The following is an 18,121-nucleotide window of genomic DNA, read 5'->3' as shown; positions in this document are numbered from 1 at the left end:
TAACGGGCTTCGGCCCGTTTTTTTCGCCTGGGTTGTACCAGGCCGCAGCCAACCCCGACCGATAGCCCCTTCCCGCATCCGCACCGGACAATGTCGTTTACTTATCCGATAACCGAGAGTGAACGCATGACTGCGAAATATTATGCCATTCTGACCAATCAGGGGGCGGCGAAGCTGGCGGCCGCCACGGCGCAAGGTACCCGGCTTAACATCACCAGGATGGCAGTGGGCGACGGCAACGGCGCGCTGCCCTCGCCGAACGCCACGCAAACCAGTCTGGTGAACCAGAAACGCATCGGCGCACTGAATGTGCTTGTTGTCGATAGCATCAACAATAACCAGATTATCGCCGAGCAAATTATTCCGGAAAATGAAGGCGGTTTCTGGATCCGCGAAATGGGCCTGTACGACGACGCAGGGGTACTGGTGGCCGTGGCGAACTGCCCGGAAACCTATAAACCGTTGCTGGATGAAGGCAGCGGCCGCACGCAAACCATCCGCATGGTGCTGACGATTTCCAATACGTCGGCCATCACCCTAAAAGTGGATGCCACGGTGGCGCTCGCCAGCCGTAAGTATGTGGACGACCAGCTGAGCGATCATGTTAAAGCCCCCAACCCACACAGCCAGTATTTACAAATCTCCCAGGCGCTGAAAGAGATTGCCGATTCGGGTCCCACCGCCGTCGCGGCGGCGGTTAAGAACCTGGGTTTAAAAGAAGCTGCAAATGGCGTGAGTGTCGTGGGACAATCCCGCAATGCAAGAATGTACATCAGCGCAGTGTCAGCATCAGCAATCTTCACTGCGGATGAACTTGTTGTTGCAACAGTGTTGGGAGGAAAAAACTATCGCCTCGCAAACATCAATAAAACGATTAATCTGACCAGCAATGGCGCAGGCGGAATGGATACTGGAACGGCACCAGTTAGTGGGTTTGTTGCTTTGTATGCAATCTACAACCCAACCACAGACACTTCGGCGCTACTTTCTGTAAATGCAACATCTGTTGTTGCCCCCGAAGTCTATGGAGGTACGAACATGCCTGCCGGGTACACTGCATCCGCCCTCGTTGCCGTTCTACCTGTGGTTTCGTCTCAGTTTTCAATATGTAGTGTACAGGGCCGTTCCGTGGTCATACTGCCAACAACAGCATTAAGTGGTTCAGTAGCGCCTAACACGGCTATCTCGCAAACAATGGCTGCCGTTCCATTGAATACAGTTGCTGTAGATTTATCGGTTTCAATCGGGCTGGTTAATGTGGATACGACGGGTGTTTTTGTTATCGGAAGTTCAAGCAACTTACTCGGTTCTCGTCGCTTTTCTGTTGGTTCATCATTAACCGGGGGCACAGTTAGCCAGAGCAGTAATACAACTGTGCCCGTGATCGCGAACGCACGTACATTTTATTGGCAGGTTTCAGCCGCAAACCTCACATATAACGTTGGAATCCAGGGATATCAAATATGACTAATAACTGTATCTTCTATGCGAAATTAGGAGAAGACGAGAAAATTCACTACATATCCCTTGGGGAACAACCTGATCCCACAATGTTTCCGGTAGATTACAGCAGCGAGTTATATCGTGAGTTTTACTTACGAATGCCTGTCTGGGTCCAGTGGGACATCCCTGCTCCATCTGAAAAAGAAGCCGCCGCATAATGCGGCTTTTTTTCATCAGAGAGGAACAGGAAGCTGAATTACCGATGTCTACACCTGTTGTTTCAGCACCGCCCCAACGCCGATAAATAGCGCCCTGCCTCGCCGCCCTGGAGAATAGCACTCACCCCAAAACCACGGAGTTAAACGGATGAGTGACTATCATCATGGCGTCCAGGTCGTCGAAATCAACGACGGCACACGCGTCATTTCCACTGTCTCAACGGCCATTGTTGGCATGGTATGTACCGCCAGCGATGCAGACGCTGAGATGTTCCCCCTTAATGAACCAGTGCTGATCACCAGCGTACAGAGCGCCATTGCGAAAGCGGGCGTCAAAGGTACGCTGGCCTCTTCTCTGCAAGCCATTGCTGACCAGGCGAAACCGGTCATCGTTGTGGTGCGCGTTGCGGAAGGCACGGGCGACACCGCGCAGGCACAGACCATTTCCAATATCATCGGCACTACCGATGCAAACGGTAAATACACTGGCCTGAAAGCGCTGCTGACCGCTGAAGCGGTAACCGGCGTGAAACCGCGTATTCTTGGCGTACCGGGTTATGACACCCAGGAAGTCGCCACGGCACTGGCCTCTGTCTGCCAGAAACTGCGCGCCTTCGGCTATGTCAGCGCCTGGGGCTGCAAAACCCTGTCCGATGCAATGAAATATCGCGAAAACTTCAGCCAGCGTGAGCTGATGGTGATCTGGCCGGATTTCCTCGCCTGGGATACCGTCGCGAACGCGACTTCCACCGCCTACGCCACTGCCCGCGCGCTGGGTCTGCGTGCTTACATCGACCAGTCCGTTGGCTGGCACAAAACCCTGTCCAACGTCGGCGTTAACGGCGTGACCGGCATCAGCACCCCGGTATTCTGGGATTTGCAGGAGTCCGGTACCGACGCGGATCTGCTCAACGCGGCTGGCGTGACCACGCTTATCCGCAAAGACGGTTTCCGCTTCTGGGGCAACCGTACCTGCTCTGACGACCCGCTGTTCCTGTTTGAAAACTACACCCGCACCGCGCAGGTTATCGCCGACACCATGGCCGATGCGCATATGTGGGCGGTGGACAAACCGATCACCGCGACGCTTATCCGCGACATCATCGAAGGCATTAATGCGAAGTTCCGCGAGCTGAAAAGCAACGGTTACATCGTGGATGCTACCTGCTGGTTCGACGAAACCGCCAACGACGCCGTCACCCTGAAAGCCGGGAAACTGTATATCGATTACGACTATACGCCGGTGCCGCCACTGGAAAACCTGACCTTACGCCAGCGCATCACCGATAAGTACCTGGTGAATCTGGTCTCCTCGGTCAACAGCAATTAAGGAACCTGATAAATGGCAATGCCACGAAAACTGAAATATATGAACGTGTTCCTCAATGGCTACAGCTATCAGGGGATCGCAAAATCCATCACGCTGCCGAAACTGACCCGCAAGCTGGAAAACTACCGCGGTGCAGGCATGAGCGGTGTCGCGCCTGTCGATATGGGTCTGGATGACGACGCCATGTCGATGGAGTGGACGCTGGGCGGCTTCCCGGATGCAGCTATCTGGGAACTGTATGGCGCAACCAGCGCAGACGCCGTCCCTGTGCGTTTCGCCGGCTCCTACCAGCGCGACGACACCGGTGAAACGGTGGCAGTCGAAGTGGTCATGCGTGGTCGCCAGAAAGAGATCGACACGGGCGAAAACAAAGTGGGCGAAGACACCGAATCCAAAATCTCCGTCGTTTGCACCTATTTCAAACTGACGATGGATGGCGCGGAACTGGTGGAAATCGACACCGTTAACATGATCGAAAAAGTCAACGGCGTAGACCGCCTCGAGCAGCACCGCCGCAATATCGGCCTGTAATGCGCAACCCGGTCAGCCCCGCTGACCGGTTCTTCCCCCGCTAATGGAATCACGAGGAACTCATGAGCAACGAAACTGACCACGTCATCACCCTGGAAAACCCGATCAAACGCGGCGAACAGAGCATTACTGTTATTACCCTGATGAAGCCGAACGCCGGTACGCTGCGTGGCGTAAGCCTGGCGGCAGTGGCGAATGCGGAAGTGGATGCGCTGATCAAAGTGTTGCCGCGCATTACCTCGCCTTCGCTTACCGAGCAGGAAGTGAGCGCGCTGGACCTGGTGGATATGGTGGCGCTGGCCGGCAAGGTGGTTGGTTTTTTGTCACCGGCTTCGGCACGGTAAGCTTTCCGGCGAACCTGTCGGTTGACGATCTGATGGCGGATATCGCGGTGATTTTCCACTGGCCGCCGTCAGAGCTCTATCCCCTGAGCCTGAGCGAACTCATCACATGGCGCGAAAAAGCGCTGCAGCGAAGCGGAAACACACATGAGTAACAGCGTAAAAATAGAAGACTTGCTCACAGCTGTTGATCAGGCGACGCGCCCGTTTAAAACCTTACAGACAGCGAATGTGTCGCTGTCTGACCAGGTTAAAGAGACGCAGACCACCTTACGCGGCCTGTACAGCCAGGTGGCGCAGATCGACGGTTTTACCCGAACGCAAAGCGCGTTGACGGCTGTCAGCCAGGAGCTGAACGTCGCCAAAGAGAGCACGCGCGCGCTGGCGTCTGAACTGAAAAAAGTGGACGCGCCGACCCGCACGCAAATTAGCGCGCTGGAGAAAGCCCGCAGCCGCGTCAGAGCCCTGCAACAACAGCATGATGACCTGCGCCAGTCGGTGAAAAACCAGCGTCAGGTACTGAGCCAGGCAGGCATCAGCACCCGCGCACCCGCAAGCGCGCGGCAGCGTCTGCAAAACAGCATCAATGACAATACCGGGCAACTGACGACGCAGCGCGACGCGCTGGCGCAGGAGAACCGGCAAAACCGCATGGCGAAAATCAAAGCGGGACAGCAATCCATTCTGGGCATTGCCGGAAACCTCTCCGCCGTCGGCAAAACCGGCATGTCGGTGGCGACCACCGGGGTTAACCTCGGTAAAAAACTGATGCAACCGGGCTACGAAGCGTCGCTGAAAGAGACCCCGGGCGCCAGCCCTGCCAGCCCCGGTACGAACGTGGCGACCGCGCAGAACGGCGGCAATCTCGGCACCGATTTACAGGCACTGCAAGCGGCGTATCAGTCGCTGAGCGTGGATATTTTCAGCACCCAGGAATCCTCTTTACGCCAGCTGGTGCAAACCGCGACCCAGTATCTGGGCCAGCTGCAACTGTGGGTACAGAACAATCAGGGGCTGGTGCAGACCTTCGGGATGATCGCCACCGTGGTGGTTGGCGTCGCTGGCGCAATTAGCACCGTGGCCAGCGTGATTGCGCCCGTCTTTACGGGCATCAGTACGCTTATCACCATCGCCACCACCTTTGGTAGCGTCTTTACCACCGTGTGCGGCGGCATTCTGACGGTACTTGGCTCGCTCACCCTGCCCATCGTCGGCATTATCGCCGCCGTTGCCGCCGCCGCGGTGGCCATCTACGCCTACTGGGAACCGATTAGCGCCTTCTTTGGCGGCGTGGTCGAAGGCATCAAAGCCGGCTTTGCCCCACTTGCCGAACTGTTCGTGCCTTTTCAGCCTGTTTTCGACGCCATTGGCAGCGGTCTGACGTGGATAAAAGACCTGTTTGGCGCGCTGCTCTCCCCGATTACATTCAGCCAGGAAGCGCTAGAGAAGTGCGGCAATGCAGGGCAATTATTCGGCAAGTTTCTGACCGATGGGCTGATCGGTTCCTTAGCGCCGTTGAAATTGTTGATCGACGGCGTCGGCTGGCTGCTGGAGAAACTCGGCATCGTGAACAAGCAACCGGCGATTGAGATCCCCAAACCGGTGGACGCAACGGCGGCAGGCGGCGCGATTGGATACATCCAGCCAACCAGCACAATGCCGGGATTCAACAACTACCAGGCAGCCAAACCCGCTGGCGGTAATTCGTACGTCGACCAGAGCAAAACAGAATATAACGTCACGTTGACGGGCGATATTTCCCCCGGCAGCGACAACGAGCGCCAGTTGCAGAACCTGCTCCGTCAGGAAGCCGACAACCGCCGCAACAACGCCTATTCCCACTTCACTCAGTCAGGAGGTTACTCATTATGATGCTGGCGCTGGGATTTTTCGTTTTTATGCGGCAAACGCTGCCGTTCCAGAACATGAACCGCACCTCCGCGTTTACCTGGAGCAGCAACCCGCGCGTCGGCAAACGCGCGGCCTATCAGTTCATCGGCCCGGGGGAAGATACGGTGGAAATCACCGGCGATCTCTTCCCGGAGCTGACCGGCGGCGTGCTGTCGCTGGCGGCCGTGCGCCTGATGGCCGAGCAGGGCAAACAATGGCCGCTTATCGATGGCACGGGAATGATTTACGGCTGGTATGTGATAAGCAACGTCAAAGAGAACGGCTCCGAGTTTTACAGCGACGGCTCGCCGCGCAAAATCAACTTCACGCTGCAACTCACCCGGGTTGATGAGTCGTTGATTACGCTGGCGAAAAATCTGCAAACCAAAGGCAGCGAGTTGCTTGAGGCTGCCAGTAAAAAACTGGGTACCCTCGTATGATTGATGCACTGGCCAATGATCTGACGCAGGCGGATACGCCCCTCTATGCGCTGAAGCTGCTCGCCAAACCCGCAAGTGACGACCAGGCCGCAACGGAGGTCGACAAAGACATCACCCAAAACATCGCCGGGCGCCTGATTTCACTGACCGTGACGGACAATCGCGGTTTCGAAGCCGATACGCTGACGCTGACGCTGGATGATGCTGACGGGAATATCGCCATGCCGGCACGCAGCGCGGTGGTGGGCGTCAGTCTGGGTCGCCAGGGCGAGAATCCGACCGATATGGGCAGTTTCACCATCGACCAGGTGACGCACCGTGGCACGCCGGACCAGCTGGTAATTTCCGGGCGTAGCGTGGATTTTCGTGAAGGGATGAACACCGCCAAAGAGGGCTCGTGGCATGACACGACGCTTGGCGCGATTGTTGAAAACATCGCCACGCGTAATAAGCTAAAAGCCAGCGTTGCGGCGGAGCTGGCGGGGATTAAGATTGCGCATATCGACCAGTCGAAGGAGAGCGACATTGGGTTTCTGACCCGGCTGGCGATCCGCAACGGTGCTGAAATCGCCGTGAAAAAGGGGACGCTGATTTTTCTGGTGCCGGGCAAATGCGTGCGCAACGGCAAAGCGGTTACGCCGGTAACCATCAGCCGTGGCGATGGCGATACGCACACCTTTGACCTTGCAGACCGCGCGGCGTACGGCGGCGTGGTTGCGCACTGGCAGGATACCAAAACGCCGCAGAAGCAGACGAAACAAGTGGAGATGAAGCGCAAAGAAGAGAGCAAGCAAGAGGCGACAAACTACACCGCCGGCTCGGCAGAGAATGTCTATATTCTGCCGACGCTGTACGCCTCGAAAGACGAAGCGACCCGCGCGGCCGACGCGGCGTGGAAGGAGCTTCAGCGCACCGCGGCGAAATTTACGCTGGTGCTTGCGCAAGGGCGCGGCGATATCGCCCCGGAAACCCCCATCCGTCTGTCTGGCTTCAAAGATGTCATCAACAATACGCCATGGGTCATCAAAAAAGTCACTCATGCACTTGATAATAAAGGGTTTATCACCAAGCTGGAGCTGGAAATCGACGTCAGTAAAGTGGCGTATGAATTCAAAACCCAGGAATAACAAGGAGTCAAATGCAACTATTGACTTGCATTTGCAAGTTTAAAGTTTATTATTACTGGCATAAACACGCTGGAGAAATCACAAAATGATGCATTGCCCGTTATGCCAGGAAGCGGCTCATGCGCGTTCGAGCCGCTATCTCAGTACCGAAACCAAAGAACGCTACCACCAGTGCCAGAACATCAACTGCGGCTGCACCTTCGTCACCCACGAATCGCTGGCGCGCTACATTGTCCGTCCTGGCGCGACAGAAGCCGCACCGCCCCACGGCGTGCGATAATACCGGCAACATCCCTCTCAAAAGCCTGCGCAAGCAGGCTTTTTTTTGCCTGCCATGCAGTGCCGCCACCGGCGATCCTCTGCCGCCATTCTGCCGCCATCGCCAATAAAAAAGGGGCTGGCATTACGCCAACCCCTTGTTTTACACTAACTTTTCGGATGTCGCGAAAGCGATCCTTAGTTAAGACGCTCTTTAATACGAGCAGACTTACCGGTACGCTCACGCAGGTAGTACAGTTTAGCTTTACGAACAGCACCACGACGTTTAACAGCAATGCTGTCAACTACCGGAGAGTGAGTCTGGAAGACACGCTCAACGCCTTCGCCGTTGGAAATTTTACGAACAGTGAATGCAGAGTGCAGACCGCGGTTACGAATAGCGATAACCACGCCCTCGAATGCCTGCAGACGTTTTTTGGAACCTTCAACAACCCATACTTTCACTTCCACGGTATCGCCCGGACGGAAGGAAGGTACGTCCTGCTTCATCTGCTCTTGTTCAAGTTGCTTAATAATGTTGCTCATAATTTAATCTCTTATCCTGGGTAAACTGATATTGGGGGCTTACGCCGTCCCATCATGTTTCTGTTGCAGTTGCTGTTTTGCGTGTTCGCTTTGGAACTCCGCCAGCAACCTTGCTTGCTCTTCAGTCAGAGCCAGGTTTTCCAGAAGTTCAGGTCTTCTAAGCCAGGTGCGGCCCAGCGACTGTTTCAAACGCCAGCGACGTATCTCAGCATGGTTCCCCGACAGTAACACCGCCGGTACGTCCATCCCTTCTAACACTTCAGGTCGGGTATAGTGTGGACAGTCCAGCAACCCATCAGCAAAGGAATCTTCCGTTGCTGATGCTTCATGCCCCAGTACCCCCGGAATAAACCGGGAAACCGAGTCAATCAGCGTCATCGCTGGTAACTCACCACCGCTGAGAACGTAATCGCCGATAGACCATTCTTCGTCAATCTCGGTTTGAATTACGCGCTCATCTATCCCTTCGTAGCGACCGCACACCAGAATCAGTTTCTGATTGGTAGCCAGTTCGCTCACGCCCGCTTGATCAAGCTTGCGTCCCTGAGGCGACAGATAAATCACTTTGGCGCCTTCACCCGCCGCGGCTTTTGCTGCATGAATAGCGTCCCGCAAAGGGTTCACCATCATTAGCATCCCCGGTCCGCCGCCGTAAGGACGATCGTCCACGGTACGGTGCCGATCATGAGCAAAGTCACGCGGACTCCAGCTATGGATGCTCAGCAGGCCATTTTTTACTGCCCGGCCAGTTACCCCGTAGTCGGTAATCGCGCGGAACATTTCAGGAAACAGGCTAATTATGCCAATCCACATAGCGCCGTCTTTTACCGTATATCCGGAGGTTTAAAAACCAGGATCCCAATCTACTTCAATGGTTTGAGTAGTGAGATCGACTTTCTTGATAACCTGCCCATCGAGGAACGGAACCAACCGCTCCTTGATACCAAATGCATCTTTCAGGTTTGCCTTGATGACGAGAACGTCATTCGACCCGGTTTCCATCATATCGACGACTTTACCGAGGCTGTAACCTTCAGTAGTCACTACCTGGCAACCCATAAGGTCTTTCCAGTAATAGTCACCCGCTTCCAGTTCCGGCAACTGCGTGGAATCAACGAGAATTTCACAATTCGTCAGAAGATTCGCGGCATCTCTGTCATCAACACCTTTCAGTTTGATGACGATATCCTGATTGTGGTAGCGCCAGCTTTCCAGCTCAATGCACTGCCACTGACCCGCTTTCTGGATAAACCAGGGCTGATAGTCAAAAATGCTTTCGGCGTCTTCGGTGGAGGAAAACACTCTGAGCCAACCACGAATTCCGTAAGAAGAACCCAGTTTGCCAACGATAATTGGCTCAACAGGGACTGATGCGGTTTGTTGCTTGCTCATCATGACCACCGTGACAGATTAAGCTGCTTTCTGTGCTTCTTTGATCAGCGCGGAAACGCGATCGGAAACGGTAGCGCCCTGGCCAACCCAGTGCTGAATACGATCCAGATCCAGGCGGGTGCCTTCTTCTTTCTCGGAAGCGATCGGGTTGAAGAAACCAACGCGCTCAATGAAGCGACCGTTGCGTGCATTACGGCTGTCGGTGACAACAACCTGGTAGAACGGACGCTTTTTAGCGCCGTGACGTGCTAAACGAATAGTTACCATAACATCCTCTTGTGTGAATAAAACACCAGGCCCCATCGAGGAACGGAGCCCGGTGTCATATTAAAAGCCCGAAAATTTTACTCATTTTTTGCTAAAAAGCAATCGACAGTTACGAAACTGTGAGACCTGAGGCCGTCGGCGTTGCAGCCAGTTTGACGTCGGCGCGCGCACAGTCACCGGAGCGTACACGCAGTACGTGAGGATGACGAGCACACCCCGGCGCCAAAATGGCCAATAAGCCAGGCCGGATTAGCGTCCGGGGAAGCCTGGCGGCATCATCCCCTTCATCCCACGCATCATCTTCGCCATCCCGCCCTTCTTCATCTTCTTCATCATGCGCTGCATGTCGTCGAATTGTTTGAGCAGACGGTTTACATCCTGCACCTGCATACCACAGCCTGCGGCGATGCGGCGTTTACGGGAACCTTTGATAATGTCCGGGTTGGCGCGCTCTTTCAGCGTCATGGAGTTAATAATCGCCTCCATGCGCACCAGCACTTTGTCATCCATCTGCGCTTTAACGTTATCCGGGATTTGCCCCATGCCCGGCAGCTTGCCCATCAGGCTCGCCATACCGCCCATGTTTTTCATCTGGCGCAACTGCTCAAGGAAATCGGTCAAATCAAAACCGTCGCCTTTCTTCAGTTTATTTGCCAGCTTCTCCGCCTGCGCGCGGTCAACTTTGCTCTCGATATCTTCGATCAGCGACAGCACATCGCCCATGCCGAGAATACGGGAAGCAATACGATCCGGATGGAACGGCTCCAGCGCTTCGGTCTTCTCGCCAACGCCGAGGAACTTGATCGGTTTGCCGGTGATATGACGAATCGACAGCGCCGCACCACCGCGGGCATCACCATCGACTTTGGTCAGCACAACCCCCGTCAGCGGCAGCGCTTCATTAAAGGCTTTCGCCGTATTTGCCGCATCCTGACCGGTCATGGCATCGACCACAAACAGCGTTTCCACCGGTTTAATCGCCGCGTGAACCTGTTTGATCTCATCCATCATCGCTTCGTCAACGTGCAAACGACCGGCGGTATCCACCAGCAGTACGTCGAAGAACTTCAGCTTCGCTTCTTTCAGCGCCGCGTTAACGATATCCACCGGCTTTTGCGCAACGTCAGACGGAAAGAACTCCACCCCAACCTGCTCAGCCAGCGTTTCCAGCTGTTTGATTGCCGCCGGGCGATAAACGTCCGCGGAAACCACCATCACCTTTTTCTTGTGTTTTTCGCGCAGGAACTTACCGAGTTTACCCACGCTGGTGGTTTTACCTGCGCCCTGCAAACCCGCCATCAGCACGACGGCTGGCGGTTGCGCTGCGAGATTCAGGCTTTGATTCTCTTCGCCCATCGCCGCAACCAGCTCGTTGCGCACGATTTTGACGAACTCCTGACCCGGGGTCAGACTCTTATTCACTTCATGACCAACCGCTTTTTCTTTCACGCGGTTGATAAAATCACGCACGACCGGCAGCGCAACGTCCGCTTCCAGCAGCGCCATACGCACTTCGCGCAGGGTATCTTTGATGTTGTCTTCAGTGAGGCGCCCACGGCCACTGATATTGCGCAGGGTGCGCGACAAACGATCGGTTAAATTATCAAACATGGTCTCTCGCCTGAGGTGATACGATTGGCCGCCAGGGCGACGCATTACAAAAATATTCCGCAGTATAACATGAACGTCCCGCTTCTGTATGTGATGCAACTGTTGGAGCCAACGTCCCGTGACGCTATACTGTTTTCCTTTCTTCTTCAGTCAACTGCCGACACCCATATGCCCGTTTTCGCTCTGATCGCTCTTGTTGCCTATTCCATCAGCATTGCGCTGATCGTTCCTGGCCTGCTGCAAAAAAACAGCGGCTGGCGCAGAATGGCCATTCTTTCAGCAGTGATTGCCCTGATTTTCCACGGTTTTGGGCTGAAAGAACGCATTTTTCCCGATGACGGTGGGCAAAACCTCAGCTTATTAAACGTGGGCTCGCTGGTCAGTCTGATGATCTGCACCGTTATGACCATTGTGGCGTCTAAAAATCGCGGCTGGTTACTGTTGCCCATCGTTTACACCTTTGCATTGATCAACCTCGCTTTCGCTATTTTTGTCCCTAACGAATACATCACCCATCTGGAAGCGACGCCCGGCATGATGGTGCATATTGGGTTATCCCTTTTCGCCTACGCCACCTTAATCATTGCCGCAATGTACGCTCTGCAACTGGCGTGGATTGACTATCAGCTTAAGAACAAACGGCTGGCGTTTAGCAGCGAAATGCCGCCGCTGATGGTCATTGAACGCAAGATGTTTCATATCACTCAGGTCGGTGTGGTGTTACTGACTCTGACACTGTGCACCGGGCTATTCTTTATGAAAAACCTGTTCAGCATGGACAATATCGACAAAGCGGTGCTCTCTATCATCGCCTGGTTTGTCTATATCGTTTTGCTGTGGGGTCACTACCATGAAGGCTGGCGCGGTCGCCGCGTCGTCTGGTTCAATGTCGCGGGCGCGGGGATCTTAACGCTGGCCTATTTCGGCAGCCGCGTCCTGCAAGAGTTTCTGAGCTAAAACAAAGGAGTTCCCCCTGGAACACATCTCCACCACGACACTGATCATCACGCTGGTCATTATGGTCGTGGTTTCGGCGTATTTTTCCGGTTCTGAAACCGGGATGATGACGCTCAACCGCTATCGCCTGCGCCATCTGGCTAAGCAGGGTAATCGCGCGGCCCGCCGCGTTGAAAAGCTGCTGCGCAAACCGGACCGCCTGATAAGCCTGGTGCTGATTGGTAACAACCTGGTCAATATTCTCGCTTCAGCTATCGGCACTATTGTCGGCATGCGCCTGTACGGGAATGCTGGCGTCGCTATCGCCACCGGGGTACTGACCTTCGTGGTGCTGGTGTTTGCCGAGGTGCTGCCCAAAACCATCGCCGCCCTCTACCCGGAGAAGGTCGCCTTTCCGAGCAGCTTTCTACTGGCCCCGTTGCAGGTGATCATGCTGCCGCTGGTCTGGCTGCTCAACGGCGTCACCCGCATTTTAATGCGCATGGTGGGGATCAAAGCCGATGTGGTGGTCAGCGGCGCGCTCAGCAAAGACGAACTGCGCACCATCGTCAACGAATCGCGTTCGCAAATCTCCCGTCGTAATCAGGACATGCTGCTGTCGGTGCTCGATCTGGAAAAGGTCAGCGTTAACGACATTATGGTGCCGCGCAACGACATCGTCGGCATCGACATTAACGATGACTGGAAATCCATTGTCCGCCAGCTCACACACTCGCCACACGGTCGTATTGTGCTGTATCGCGACTCGCTGGACGATGCAATCAGTATGCTGCGCGTGCGCGAAGCCTATCGCCTGATGACCGAGAAAAAAGAGTTCACCAAAGAGGTGATGCTGCGCGCCGCCGACGAAATCTACTACGTACCGGAAGGCACGCCGCTCAGCGTGCAACTGGTGAAATTCCAGCGTAATAAAAAGAAAGTCGGCCTGGTGGTCGACGAATATGGTGATATTCAGGGGCTAATCACGGTAGAAGATATTCTCGAAGAGATTGTCGGAGACTTCACCACCTCCATGTCGCCAGCGCTCGCAGACGAAGCCACGCCGCAGAATGACGGCTCGGTGATTATCGAAGGCGGCGCCAGCGTGCGCGAACTGAACAAAGCCTTTAACTGGCGGCTACCGGAAGAGGAAGCCCGCACCATAAATGGCATGCTGCTGGAAGCACTGGAAGAGATCCCCGCCATCGGTACGCGCGTGCGTATTGAGCAGTACGATATCGATATTCTCGACGTACAGGACAATATGATCAAACAGGTGAAAGTGATCCCGGTAAAAGCCCTGCGGGAAAGCGTAACCGAATAACGCAGATGAAAAAAAACCCTCTCCGGGGAGAGGGTCTCTGCTCAGCGGCGCTTACGCCTTCGCTTTTGCAACGGTCACCATCGCGGCACGAATGGTACGGCCGTTCAGGGTATAACCTTTTTGCATCACGCCCAGCACTTTCCCGGCGTCCACTTCATCAGACTCGACCATCGCAATGGCCTGATGCACGTTCGGATCCAGCGGGACATTGGTGTCAGCAATCACTTCCACACCGAATTTTTTCACCACGTCCAGCATGGACTTCAGCGTCAATTCGATACCTTCAACCATCGGCGCCATGTCCGCGTTGTTTTTGTCCGCCACTTCCAGCGCGCGATCCAGGCTGTCGACAACCGGCAGCAGTTCGTTGATGAATTTTTCCAGCGCGAATTTATGCGCTTTCTCAACGTCCTGTTCGGTACGGCGGCGCAGGTTTTCCATTTCCGCTTTGATGCGTAAAACGGCTTCGCGCTCACGGTTTTGCGCTTCAGCTAATTGCGTTTCAAGATTCGCAATTTTCTCATCGCGCGGATCCACCTGCTCAGCAGAATCGTCAGACTCAACAACGGCCTCAACATCATCGTGCTGTTCCATGATAATTTCTTCCGGGGCTTGCCCGTCAGGCGTTTTCTGTTCTTTACTACTCATGAATTTCTCCGCGTTTTTTTGCATTCATCTCGCTAACCTGGCTTATTATGGGGATCAGTTTCCGGGATTCAAGGGAACGTGACAGATTGTCATCATTCATTCGCCACAAGGACCGCAGAACATGACCCACCATTTCAAGTGTATTGGTATTGTCGGGCACCCACGGCACCCTACCGCACTGACCACACATGAAATGCTTTATCGCTGGCTCAGCGCAAAAGGCTACGACGTCATTGTTGAACAACAAATTGCCCAGGAACTGCAGCTCAAAAATGTGCGGACCGGCACGCTGGCGGAAATTGGTCAGTATGGCGATCTGGCGGTGGTGGTCGGCGGCGACGGTAATATGCTAGGCGCGGCGCGCACCCTCGCCCGTTATGATATCAATGTTATCGGCATTAACCGCGGCAATCTCGGTTTTCTCACCGACCTCGACCCGGATAACGCCCAGCAGCAGCTGGCGGATGTGCTGGAAGGGCATTATATCGCCGAAAAACGCTTTCTGCTGGAAGTGCAGGTGTGCCAGCAGGAGTGCCAGAAGCGCATCAGCACTGCCATTAACGAAGTGGTGCTGCACCCGGGCAAAGTGGCCCATATGATCGAATTCGAAGTCTATATTGACGAAGTTTTTGCGTTTTCTCAGCGTTCCGACGGGCTGATTATCTCGACGCCAACCGGCTCCACCGCCTATTCACTTTCTGCAGGTGGACCGATTCTGACACCGTCGCTGGATGCCATCACACTGGTGCCGATGTTCCCGCATACGCTGTCGGCACGCCCGCTGGTCATCAACAGCAGCAGCACCATCCGCTTGCGTTTCTCGCATCGACGCAGCGATCTGGAAGTCAGTTGCGACAGCCAAATCGCCCTGCCAATTCAGGAAGGCGAAGACGTGCTAATCCGCCGCTGCGACTATCATTTGAACTTAATCCACCCTAAAGATTACAGTTATTTCAATACATTAAGCTCGAAGCTCGGCTGGTCGAAAAAATTGTTCTGAAAATCACCACACAATGCTTTACTGTATATAAAACCAGTTTATACTGTACGAAAACACAGTTATGGTTTTTCATACAGGAAAGCAACCATGTTGGCACAACTGACCATCAGTAATTTTGCTATCGTTCGTGAGCTTGAGATCGATTTTCACAGCGGGATGACGGCTATTACCGGCGAAACCGGGGCGGGTAAATCCATTGCCATTGACGCGCTCGGGCTGTGTCTGGGCGGCCGCGCCGATGCCGACATGGTGCGCGCAGGCGCGCCCCGCGCCGATCTGTGTGCCCGCTTTGCGCTGAAAGACACACCCGCGGCTCAACGCTGGCTGGAAGAGAACCAACTCGAAGATGGGCGTGAGTGTTTACTTCGCCGCGTCATCAGCAGCGACGGGCGCTCCCGTGGTTTTATCAACGGTACGGCGGTGCCCCTCTCTCAGTTACGCGAACTGGGCCAGCTCCTCATCCAAATACACGGGCAGCACGCACACCAGTTGCTGATCAAACCCGAGCACCAGAAAACCCTGCTCGACGGCTATGCCGGTGAGTATGCGCTCACTTTGAAAATGGCGGAGAACTACCGCGCCTGGCATCAGAGCTGCCGTGAACTGGCGCAGCACCAGCAGCAGAGCCAGGAACGTACGGCCCGCGCAGAGCTGTTGCACTATCAACTAAAAGAACTGAATGAATTTAACCCGCAACCAGGCGAGTTTGAGCAAATCGACGAAGAATACAAACGTCTGGCGAACAGTGGGCAACTGCTCTCTACCAGTCAGCACGCACTGAATGTACTGGCGGATGGCGAAGACGTTAACCTGCAAAGTCAGCTCTACACCGCTCGCCAGTTACTGACGGATCTGGCGGGCATGGATACGCGTCTTTCCGGCGTGCTGGATATGCTGGAAGAAGCCGCAATCCAGATTAGCGAAGCTAGCGATGAGCTACGCCACTACTGCGACCGCCTGGATCTCGATCCGAATCGCCTCTACGAGCTGGAACAGCGCATCGCCCGGCAGATCACACTTGCCCGCAAACACCATATCAGCCCGGAAGAGTTGCCACAGCTCCACCAGTCACTGCTTAATGAGCAGCAGTTGCTGGACGATCAGGCGGATTCACAAGAAACATTGACGCTGGCTGTCAGCCAGCACCATCAACTGGCGCTGGAAAGCGCCCGGCTTCTGCATGACCAACGCGTGAAATATGCGCAGGAGCTGAGTCAGTTGATCACCGACAGCATGCACGCTCTCTCCATGCCGCACGGTGTGTTCGATATTGATGTCGCCTTTGATGACCGTTCACTGACTGCTGACGGTGCCGACCGCATTGAATTTCGTGTCACCACCAACCCAGGGCAACCGCTGCAATCCATCGCCAAAGTGGCCTCCGGCGGTGAACTGTCGCGCATTGCACTGGCAATCCAGGTGATCACCGCACGGAAGATGGAAACCCCGGCGCTCATTTTCGATGAAGTGGATGTGGGTATTAGCGGTCCTACCGCCGCCGTGGTCGGCAAACTGTTGCGTCAGTTAGGGGAATCTACCCAGGTAATGTGCGTGACTCACCTGCCGCAGGTAGCAGGCTGCGGGCATCATCACTTCTATGTCAGTAAAGAGACCGACGGCGCGATGACCGAAACGCATATGCAGCCGCTGGATAAACGTGCCCGTTTACAAGAACTGGCGCGCTTGCTGGGTGGCAGCGAAGTGACCAGGAATGCACTGGCGAATGCGAAAGAGCTACTGGCAGCGTAAACTTTTTTGAATTCTCAGGGTCAGAGTTCCCGACAAAATCGACAACAGACCCCGCCACAAAGGTTTTAAACTGGCTAAAGGTCTATTATCATCGGCATATTACATATGAGCCACGTATTGTTCGGGCCCGAAAAGGAATCAAATCACTATGCGCTGTAAAATGCTGACTGCTGCCGCAGCGGTTCTCCTGATGTTGACCGCTGGTTGCTCTACTGTAGAACGCGTGGTTTACCGCCCTGATATCAATCAGGGGAACTACCTGACACCTAATGACGTTGCAAAAATCCACGTGGGTATGACGCAACAGCAGGTTGCTTATGCATTGGGTACGCCGATGATGACAGACCCGTTTGGCAGCAACACCTGGTTCTACGTGTTCCGTCAACAACCGGGCCATGAAGATGTGACTCAGCAGACACTGACACTGACATTTAACAGCAATGGTGTATTAACCAACCTGGATAACAAACCCGCGCTGACCAAACAGTAATACCATGACCGCAAAAAGGTGCCGAAAGGCGCCTTTTTTGTTTCCAGGGAGAAAATGATGGCTGTACCGCAAAGCAAAGATCAACTACTGGCTTCAATGGAGAAATCCTGGCTCACTTTGCAGAAAAAACTCGATCGCACTCCTGTAGATATCGCATTTACGCCTCTGCTGGAAGGGCATGCTTCCGGCACCACAATGAGTGCCGCAAACCTTGTCAGCTATTTGTTGGGGTGGGGACAACAGGTGCTCTACTGGCATCAGCAGGAAGCGGCAGGAAAGCCAATCGATTTTCCAGCAACGGGATTCAAATGGAATGAGCTCGGCAAACTGGCGCAAAAGTACTACAGCGATTACGCGGATATCACTGACTGGTTAACACTGCGCGCAAAGCTGGAGCAGTGCTATCACGCTTTGGTAACGCTGGTTGAAAGCTACAGCGATGAAGCGCTCTATCAGCAGCAGTGGTACGGGAAATGGACGCGAGGCCGGATGATCCAGTTTAATACCGCCTCACCATGGAACAACGCCGCCTCACGCCTTAACGCATTGTTAAAAACCAGCACAGCGGCGAATTAAACCG

20 protein-coding genes and 1 pseudogene are annotated in these 18,121 nt (G+C 54.6%); 15 read left to right on the top strand and 6 right to left on the bottom strand.

The features are described 5' to 3' along the window. Nucleotides 1–126: 126 nt before the first annotated feature. The 9 genes and pseudogenes from ACQ3G7_RS16930 to ACQ3G7_RS16890 all read left to right on the top strand — a co-directional run. Nucleotides 127–1,467, top strand: a complete 1,341-nt coding sequence (locus ACQ3G7_RS16930; RefSeq protein WP_430890652.1) for a phage tail protein — start codon at nucleotides 127–129, stop codon at nucleotides 1,465–1,467. 342 nt (nucleotides 1,468–1,809) lie between these two features. Further along, nucleotides 1,810–2,991 carry a phage tail sheath protein gene (locus ACQ3G7_RS16925; protein ID WP_263099714.1) on the top strand — a complete coding sequence of 394 codons (1,182 nt, stop codon included), beginning with the start codon at nucleotides 1,810–1,812 and terminating at the stop codon, nucleotides 2,989–2,991. Nucleotides 2,992–3,003: 12 nt separating this feature from the next. Next, entirely contained in the window at nucleotides 3,004–3,522 is a 519-nt protein-coding gene (locus tag ACQ3G7_RS16920; protein WP_263099713.1) for a phage major tail tube protein, read from the top strand. A 62-nt stretch (nucleotides 3,523–3,584) separates the two neighbouring features. Then, nucleotides 3,585–3,866, top strand: coding sequence for a phage tail assembly protein (locus ACQ3G7_RS16915; protein ID WP_263099712.1), 282 nt, complete (start codon nucleotides 3,585–3,587; stop codon nucleotides 3,864–3,866). Nucleotides 3,867–3,898: 32 nt separating this feature from the next. Then, the gene (locus ACQ3G7_RS16910; RefSeq protein WP_061493592.1) at nucleotides 3,899–4,018 is read left to right on the top strand and encodes a GpE family phage tail protein; all 120 of its coding nucleotides are present in this window, start codon (nucleotides 3,899–3,901) and stop codon (nucleotides 4,016–4,018) included. Next, the gene (locus tag ACQ3G7_RS16905; RefSeq protein WP_430890651.1) at nucleotides 4,011–5,735 is read left to right on the top strand and encodes a phage tail tape measure protein; all 1,725 of its coding nucleotides are present in this window, start codon (nucleotides 4,011–4,013) and stop codon (nucleotides 5,733–5,735) included. The genes ACQ3G7_RS16910 and ACQ3G7_RS16905 overlap by 8 nt, the downstream gene beginning before the upstream one ends. Next, a complete protein-coding gene (locus ACQ3G7_RS16900) occupies nucleotides 5,732–6,193 on the top strand; it encodes a phage tail protein (protein WP_263099710.1) in 462 nt (153 codons plus the stop codon). Before ACQ3G7_RS16905 ends, ACQ3G7_RS16900 begins: the two co-directional genes overlap by 4 nt. Then, nucleotides 6,190–7,320, top strand: a complete 1,131-nt coding sequence (locus ACQ3G7_RS16895; RefSeq protein WP_430890650.1) for a contractile injection system protein, VgrG/Pvc8 family — start codon at nucleotides 6,190–6,192, stop codon at nucleotides 7,318–7,320. Before ACQ3G7_RS16900 ends, ACQ3G7_RS16895 begins: the two co-directional genes overlap by 4 nt. An 85-nt stretch (nucleotides 7,321–7,405) precedes the next feature. Then, nucleotides 7,406–7,588 (top strand): annotated as a pseudogene (locus ACQ3G7_RS16890) (DNA-binding transcriptional regulator); the annotation flags it as partial. 188 nt (nucleotides 7,589–7,776) lie between these two features. On the opposite strand, the gene rplS reads toward ACQ3G7_RS16890, so the two are convergent. From rplS to ffh, 5 genes are all read right to left on the bottom strand, one after another. Continuing rightward, the gene (gene rplS, locus ACQ3G7_RS16885; RefSeq protein WP_002914145.1) at nucleotides 7,777–8,124 is read right to left on the bottom strand and encodes a 50S ribosomal protein L19; all 348 of its coding nucleotides are present in this window, start codon (nucleotides 8,122–8,124) and stop codon (nucleotides 7,777–7,779) included. A 39-nt stretch (nucleotides 8,125–8,163) separates the two neighbouring features. After that, nucleotides 8,164–8,937, bottom strand: coding sequence for a tRNA (guanosine(37)-N1)-methyltransferase TrmD (trmD, locus tag ACQ3G7_RS16880; protein WP_430890649.1), 774 nt, complete (start codon nucleotides 8,935–8,937; stop codon nucleotides 8,164–8,166). 30 nt (nucleotides 8,938–8,967) lie between these two features. After that, complete coding sequence (rimM, locus tag ACQ3G7_RS16875) at nucleotides 8,968–9,516, bottom strand: ribosome maturation factor RimM (protein ID WP_263100846.1); 549 nt, start codon at nucleotides 9,514–9,516, stop codon at nucleotides 8,968–8,970. Nucleotides 9,517–9,534: 18 nt separating this feature from the next. Further along, the gene (rpsP, locus tag ACQ3G7_RS16870; protein ID WP_007370708.1) at nucleotides 9,535–9,783 is read right to left on the bottom strand and encodes a 30S ribosomal protein S16; all 249 of its coding nucleotides are present in this window, start codon (nucleotides 9,781–9,783) and stop codon (nucleotides 9,535–9,537) included. 249 nt (nucleotides 9,784–10,032) lie between these two features. Then, nucleotides 10,033–11,394: a signal recognition particle protein gene (gene ffh / locus ACQ3G7_RS16865; RefSeq protein WP_263099706.1), complete on the bottom strand. Its 1,362-nt coding sequence runs from the start codon at nucleotides 11,392–11,394 to the stop codon at nucleotides 10,033–10,035. A 168-nt stretch (nucleotides 11,395–11,562) separates the two neighbouring features. Between ffh and ACQ3G7_RS16860 the strand changes: the two genes are divergently transcribed. Beyond that, entirely contained in the window at nucleotides 11,563–12,351 is a 789-nt protein-coding gene (locus tag ACQ3G7_RS16860; protein WP_061499811.1) for a cytochrome C assembly family protein, read from the top strand. A gap of 16 nt (nucleotides 12,352–12,367) precedes the next feature. Next, nucleotides 12,368–13,654 carry an HlyC/CorC family transporter gene (locus ACQ3G7_RS16855; RefSeq protein ID WP_061493583.1) on the top strand — a complete coding sequence of 429 codons (1,287 nt, stop codon included), beginning with the start codon at nucleotides 12,368–12,370 and terminating at the stop codon, nucleotides 13,652–13,654. 51 nt (nucleotides 13,655–13,705) lie between these two features. Here ACQ3G7_RS16855 and grpE read toward each other — a convergent pair whose 3' ends face one another. Then, a complete protein-coding gene (gene grpE, locus ACQ3G7_RS16850) occupies nucleotides 13,706–14,302 on the bottom strand; it encodes a nucleotide exchange factor GrpE (RefSeq protein WP_430890648.1) in 597 nt (198 codons plus the stop codon). 121 nt (nucleotides 14,303–14,423) lie between these two features. Between grpE and nadK the strand changes: the two genes are divergently transcribed. The 4 genes from nadK (at nucleotide 14,424) to ACQ3G7_RS16830 (ending at nucleotide 18,117) form a co-directional block, all read left to right on the top strand. Then, nucleotides 14,424–15,302 (top strand): NAD(+) kinase, encoded by an 879-nt coding sequence (gene nadK, locus ACQ3G7_RS16845; RefSeq protein ID WP_061493581.1) that lies wholly within the window; start codon nucleotides 14,424–14,426, stop codon nucleotides 15,300–15,302. An 87-nt stretch (nucleotides 15,303–15,389) separates the two neighbouring features. Next, nucleotides 15,390–17,051, top strand: a complete 1,662-nt coding sequence (gene recN / locus ACQ3G7_RS16840; protein ID WP_430890647.1) for a DNA repair protein RecN — start codon at nucleotides 15,390–15,392, stop codon at nucleotides 17,049–17,051. A 148-nt stretch (nucleotides 17,052–17,199) separates the two neighbouring features. Next, nucleotides 17,200–17,541 (top strand): outer membrane protein assembly factor BamE, encoded by a 342-nt coding sequence (bamE, locus tag ACQ3G7_RS16835; RefSeq protein ID WP_263099703.1) that lies wholly within the window; start codon nucleotides 17,200–17,202, stop codon nucleotides 17,539–17,541. Nucleotides 17,542–17,598: 57 nt separating this feature from the next. Further along, nucleotides 17,599–18,117 carry a ClbS/DfsB family four-helix bundle protein gene (locus tag ACQ3G7_RS16830; protein WP_430890684.1) on the top strand — a complete coding sequence of 173 codons (519 nt, stop codon included), beginning with the start codon at nucleotides 17,599–17,601 and terminating at the stop codon, nucleotides 18,115–18,117. Nucleotides 18,118–18,121: the final 4 nt, after the last annotated feature.

This window comes from Kosakonia sp. N21, from assembly GCF_050587465.1.
In the GTDB taxonomy this organism is placed as follows: Bacteria; Pseudomonadota; Gammaproteobacteria; order Enterobacterales; family Enterobacteriaceae.
Note: the sequence above shows the minus strand (reverse complement) of the source record. Positions and strands in the feature narration are given on the sequence as shown.

What these genes read in the sequence shown, in the direction of transcription:
- ACQ3G7_RS16930 (WP_430890652.1), top strand. Translation starts at nt 127, where the DNA reads ATGACTGCGAAATATTATGCCATTCTGACCAATCAGGGGGCGGCGAAG.
- ACQ3G7_RS16925 (WP_263099714.1), top strand. Translation starts at nt 1,810, where the DNA reads ATGAGTGACTATCATCATGGCGTCCAGGTCGTCGAAATCAACGACGGC.
- ACQ3G7_RS16920 (WP_263099713.1), top strand. Translation starts at nt 3,004, where the DNA reads ATGGCAATGCCACGAAAACTGAAATATATGAACGTGTTCCTCAATGGC.
- ACQ3G7_RS16915 (WP_263099712.1), top strand. Translation starts at nt 3,585, where the DNA reads ATGAGCAACGAAACTGACCACGTCATCACCCTGGAAAACCCGATCAAA.
- ACQ3G7_RS16910 (WP_061493592.1), top strand. Translation starts at nt 3,899, where the DNA reads ATGGCGGATATCGCGGTGATTTTCCACTGGCCGCCGTCAGAGCTCTAT.
- ACQ3G7_RS16905 (WP_430890651.1), top strand. Translation starts at nt 4,011, where the DNA reads ATGAGTAACAGCGTAAAAATAGAAGACTTGCTCACAGCTGTTGATCAG.
- ACQ3G7_RS16900 (WP_263099710.1), top strand. Translation starts at nt 5,732, where the DNA reads ATGATGCTGGCGCTGGGATTTTTCGTTTTTATGCGGCAAACGCTGCCG.
- ACQ3G7_RS16895 (WP_430890650.1), top strand. Translation starts at nt 6,190, where the DNA reads ATGATTGATGCACTGGCCAATGATCTGACGCAGGCGGATACGCCCCTC.
- rplS (WP_002914145.1), bottom strand. Translation starts at nt 8,124, where the DNA reads ATGAGCAACATTATTAAGCAACTTGAACAAGAGCAGATGAAGCAGGAC.
- trmD (WP_430890649.1), bottom strand. Translation starts at nt 8,937, where the DNA reads ATGTGGATTGGCATAATTAGCCTGTTTCCTGAAATGTTCCGCGCGATT.
- rimM (WP_263100846.1), bottom strand. Translation starts at nt 9,516, where the DNA reads ATGAGCAAGCAACAAACCGCATCAGTCCCTGTTGAGCCAATTATCGTT.
- rpsP (WP_007370708.1), bottom strand. Translation starts at nt 9,783, where the DNA reads ATGGTAACTATTCGTTTAGCACGTCACGGCGCTAAAAAGCGTCCGTTC.
- ffh (WP_263099706.1), bottom strand. Translation starts at nt 11,394, where the DNA reads ATGTTTGATAATTTAACCGATCGTTTGTCGCGCACCCTGCGCAATATC.
- ACQ3G7_RS16860 (WP_061499811.1), top strand. Translation starts at nt 11,563, where the DNA reads ATGCCCGTTTTCGCTCTGATCGCTCTTGTTGCCTATTCCATCAGCATT.
- grpE (WP_430890648.1), bottom strand. Translation starts at nt 14,302, where the DNA reads ATGAGTAGTAAAGAACAGAAAACGCCTGACGGGCAAGCCCCGGAAGAA.
- nadK (WP_061493581.1), top strand. Translation starts at nt 14,424, where the DNA reads ATGACCCACCATTTCAAGTGTATTGGTATTGTCGGGCACCCACGGCAC.
- recN (WP_430890647.1), top strand. Translation starts at nt 15,390, where the DNA reads ATGTTGGCACAACTGACCATCAGTAATTTTGCTATCGTTCGTGAGCTT.
- bamE (WP_263099703.1), top strand. Translation starts at nt 17,200, where the DNA reads ATGCGCTGTAAAATGCTGACTGCTGCCGCAGCGGTTCTCCTGATGTTG.
- ACQ3G7_RS16830 (WP_430890684.1), top strand. Translation starts at nt 17,599, where the DNA reads ATGGCTGTACCGCAAAGCAAAGATCAACTACTGGCTTCAATGGAGAAA.